This window comes from Verrucosispora sp. SN26_14.1 (assembly GCF_004307965.1).
Lineage (GTDB): Bacteria > Actinomycetota > Actinomycetes > Mycobacteriales > Micromonosporaceae > Micromonospora.
Genome location: NZ_SISL01000479.1, coordinates 1 through 4,366, shown reverse-complemented (window position 1 = coordinate 4,366; position 4,366 = coordinate 1). Strand labels below are relative to the sequence as shown.

The 4,366-nt window shown below is 69.9% G+C and carries 3 protein-coding genes; 1 reads left to right on the top strand and 2 read right to left on the bottom strand.

The window, feature by feature from the left end:
- Window positions 1-502: 502 nt before the first annotated feature.
- Window positions 503-1,075, bottom strand: a complete 573-nt coding sequence (locus EYA84_RS27475) for a TetR/AcrR family transcriptional regulator (protein WP_236145986.1) — start codon at window positions 1,073-1,075, stop codon at window positions 503-505.
- A 71-nt stretch (window positions 1,076-1,146) separates the two neighbouring features.
- Window positions 1,147-3,849 carry a glucosidase gene (locus EYA84_RS27470; RefSeq protein WP_131056709.1) on the bottom strand — a complete coding sequence of 901 codons (2,703 nt, stop codon included), beginning with the start codon at window positions 3,847-3,849 and terminating at the stop codon, window positions 1,147-1,149.
- Window positions 3,850-3,891: 42 nt separating this feature from the next.
- Here EYA84_RS27470 and EYA84_RS27465 point away from each other — a divergent pair.
- Window positions 3,892-4,366 (top strand): glycogen debranching enzyme N-terminal domain-containing protein (locus tag EYA84_RS27465; RefSeq protein ID WP_201272493.1); only part of this gene is annotated, 475 nt, incomplete at its 3' end.

The window sequence follows — 4,366 nt, the reverse complement described above, 5'->3', positions numbered from 1 at the left end:
GCCGCGCCGGCCGCCAGCAGGCCGACCGCGAGCGCGCGCACCACCGGTGCGGCGGACCATCGCCGTCGCGGAGGACCGCTCGGGTGGACGGGTGTCTTCATGTTCCCAGCACCTCCAGAGTCGCGTCGAGTCGATGAGTTAGCGCTAACACAACCGGCCGGCTGAGGTGCTCGTCGGGCAGACGACAGGCGACGAGGGAACGCTACGCATCGATGAAGGTGAGATTGCCACAAAGTTACGGAGCGTTCAAGAAGTACTTTCCGCCGACGCGGAGGAGTTGACGTTTGCCAATGTCAACACGCCTGCGCGCGGATCGGTGACACCATTCCCGGCCCTGCGTACACACCATTAAAAGATCCACTGCAATGCCGTACGCCCCACGCGTTCCGCACGAGCGCCCACAATGTTTACGTGAACATCGAGTGCACATAAATCCATTGTGGAGGGACATGGGGAAGCCGCCCCCGCCTCCGGCGGGTACGACACGGGCAGGGTGAGCGGCTCAGCGCGGGCTGAAGAGGTGGTTGCCGAGGAGCTGTTCGCGTTGCTCCTGGGCCTCGGGGCGCAACCGCCCACCCCGGGTGAGCATCACCATGCCGTGCAACAGACTCCAGCCGAGTTCGGCGAGCGTGTCGTCGGCCTGCGCGGCGGCGGACGCGGTCAGCGCCGCCCGCAGTTCACCGAAAGCCGCCGCGACGGTCTCCGGCACCTCCTCGGCCCCGAGCGTGAGGTCCGGAGTGTGAGCGAACATCGCGTCGTAGATCTCCGGGTGGGCGTAGGCGAAGTCGAGATAGGCCGCCATCACCGCCGGCCACACCTCGTCCGGCCGGTCCACCGCCACCCGGGCGCCGGTCAACGCGGCGGCCAGATCGGCGAAACCCCGCACCGCGACCGCGGCGACCACCGCCTCACGGTCGGCGAAGCGTTCGTAGAGGGCCCCGAGGTCGACGTCGGCGCGCTCGGCCAGCCGGCGGGCGGTCACACCCGCCCACCCCTCGGCCTCGGCCAACCGCCAGGCGGTGGCGACGATCGCGTCACCGCCCAGCTCACCGTCTCCGTGCTCTGCTCCGGACACCCCGCCGAGCGTAGTCGCGCCGCTCCCCGGCGAACCCTCCGCGACGGAATGGCGACTCTGCGCCCGGCCGGTCAGCGCCGCAACGTCAGGATCAGGTCGGCGACCAGGGCCGACCAGCCGGTCTGGTGCCAGGCACCGAGCCCGGCACCGTTGTCGCCGTGGAAGTACTCCGGGAAGGCGATCAGGTCCCGCCAGTCCGGATGGGTCTGGAACAGTTGCGCCGCGCCATAGATCGGCCGCCGCCCCCAGTCGTCGCGGGTGAACAACGCGATCAGCCGGGCGGAGAGGTCGTCGGCGATCTCGTCGAGGGTCTTCTTCACCCCCGAACGCGTCGGGTACTCCACCTGGAGGTCCTCACCGAAGAACGCCGCGTAGTCGCGCAACGCGCTGATCAGCAGGAAGTTCGTCGGCATCCAGATCGGGCCGCGCCAGTTGGAGTTGCCGCCGAACAGGCCACTGGTCGACTCGGCCGGCTCGTACCCGACGCAGAACTCCTGCCCGCCCAGGGTCACCGCGAACGGCTTGTCCAGATGCGCGCGCGACAGCGTCCGCAGGCCGTACTCGGAGAGGAACTCGTCGGTGTCCAACATCCGGGCCAGCACCCGGACCACCTGCTCCGGACCGCACATGGACAGCAGCCGCTGCTGACGCCCGTCCGGGCCGATGCGTCGGGCGCCGACCACCGAGGCGTACTCGGGGCGGTGGGTGAGGAACCAGCGCAGCCGGGCACCCAGCTCCGGCAGCCGGTGCAGGGTCCGCGCGGGCAGCCGGGTGACGGCCGCCAACGGCAGCAGGCCCACCACCGAACGCACCTTCAACGGCACCTTCGTCCCGTCGGCCAGCCGCAGCACGTCATAGAAGAACGCGTCCTCCTCGTCCCAGAGCCCCTGGTCGTACGCGGCCGCCGCGATGTAGGTGAAGTGCTCGAAGAACTTCGTCGCGGTGTCCACCCAGGTGCGATCGTGCTCGGCCAGCACGATGGCGATGTCCAGCAGGTTGAGCGCGTACATCGCCATCCAGCCGGTGCCGTCGGACTGCTCCAGCACCCCGGCCACCGGCAACGCCGCCGACCGGTCGAACGGGCCGACGTTGTCCAACCCGAGGAAGCCGCCCTCGAAGACGTTGTTGCCACCGGTGTCCTTGCGGTTGACCCACCAGGTGAAGTTCATCAGCAGCTTGTGCATCATCCGGGCCAGGAAGTCGTGGTCCCGGCTGCCGTCGATCTCGAACACCTTCAACGCCGCCCAGGCGTGCACCGGCGGGTTGACGTCGCCGAACGCCCACTCGTACGCCGGGATCTGCCCGTTGGGGTGCAGGTACCACTCCCGCAGCAGGAGCAGCAGCTGGTCCTTGGCGAAGCCGGGGTCGACCCGCGCGATGCTCACGCAGTGGAAGGCCAGGTCCCACGCGGCGTACCACGGGTACTCCCACGGATCCGGCATCGAGATCACGTCGAAGCTGGTCATGTGCCACCAGGCACTGTTGCGGCCGTGCCGGCGCCCGGCCGGCGGCGCCGACCCCGGATCGCCGTCGAGCCACCGTTTGACGTCGAAGTGGTAGAACTGTTTGCCCCACATCAGCCCGGCGATGGCCTGCCGGGCGATCAACGCCTCGTCGGCGCTGGCCTTGGCGGGGATCACCCCGTCGAAGAACCGGTTCGCCTCCGCCCGCCGCGCCCACACCACGGTCTCGAAACCGTCGCCCAGGTCCGCCGCGGGCGGGTCGACGGCACCCGGCGGCGGGGCCGTACGGGTCAGCCGCAGCCGGATCTGACGCTGCTCTCCGGCCGGCACGTCCAGCACGTAGTGCAGCGCGCCCTTGGTGCCGGTCAGCTCCGGGTTCACCGTCTCGGCCCCGTCGACCACGTGGTCGTTGATGCCGTCCTTCGGGTACGGCGTACGGCTCGCCAGCCCCCACAGCCGCTCGGCGTTGGTGTCGTTGTCGCAGAGCAGCGGCGTCGGGTCGCCGTCACCTTCGAGCCGGACCTGCCCGAGCACCCAGTGCTCGCCGAGCAGCCGGCTGCCCTCCCCGACGATCTGCGGCACCCGGTCACCGCCGGGCAGCCCCCACGCCCAGGTGTTGCGGAACCACAGGTGCGGCAGCACATGCAACCGCTCGCGCTGGTCCCCCCGGTTGACCACGGTCACCACCACGCACATGTCCGTCGGGGTGGCCTTGGCGAAGTCGACCGTCACCGCCCAGTACCGGTCGTCGTCGAAGATGCCGGTGTCGACCAGCTCGTACTCGGTGTCGTCCCGACCCCGCAGCCCGTTGACCGCGACCAGCTCGTCGTACGGGAAGGCGGCCTGCGGGTAGTGGTAGCGCCAGCGCATCCACGAATGGGTCGGCGTGGAGTCCTCGTACCACCAGTAGTCCTTGACGTCCTCGCCGTGGTTGCCGCCGTCCCCGCCGAGACCGAACATCCGTTCCTTGAGGATCGGATCCCGCTCGTTCCAGAGCGCGACGGCGAAACAGAAGGTCTGTCGATCGTCACACACGCCCGCCATGCCGTCCTCGGACCACCGGTAGGCTCGGGACCGCGCGTGGTCATGGGGGAAGTAGTCCCAGGCTGTGCCGTGCTCGCTGTAGTCCTCCCGTACCGTCCCCCACGCCCGTTCGGACAGATAGGGACCCCATGCACGCCAGTCCTGCTCGCCGGCATCGGCCTGGGCGAGCCGGACCCGTTCGGCATCGGGGGCCGGGGCGGAGGGCGAACCGTCAGTGATCACTTCTACATCTTCGACGCCGCCTGGGTACTTCACCACAGCGGCCATTGTCGTCGTGTCGTGTTACACCTCGCCGCCGGTGGAGGAAAGTTGATCGAGATTCGCTTCGGCACGCAGGTCTGCGGAGAGCTGACCAGCGCCGCCGGCCGCGAGTGGTTGGTGCCCGACGGCCTCGGCGGGTACGCCATGGGCACCGTCGGCGGGCTGCGCACCCGCCGGTACCACGGGCTGCTGGTGGTGCCGGGCAACACCCCGGCCGCCCGCAAGGTGGGGCTGGCCAGCCTCGACCCGGCGGTGCTGCTGCCCTCCGGCGCCCGGGTCCGCCTCGGCGCGCACGAGTGGGTCTCCGGCGACGTCGACCCGCGCGGCTTCGAGCTGCTGGAGCGCTTCGACCTGACCGACGGGCTGCCCCGCTGGCGGTGGCGCATCGGCGACGTGGTGATCGAGCGGGAACTGGCCATGCTGCACGGCCGCTCCTGCGTGGCGGTGGTGCACCGGCTGATCAGCGGCGGCCCGGTCGAGCTGGAGCTCGCGGCGGCCTGCACCCTGTCTCTTTTACCCATCT

Bases quoted from the DNA above. Each gene is read 5' to 3' on its own strand.
- EYA84_RS27470 (WP_131056709.1), bottom strand. From the start codon at position 3,849: ATGGCCGCTGTGGTGAAGTACCCAGGCGGCGTCGAAGATGTAGAAGTG.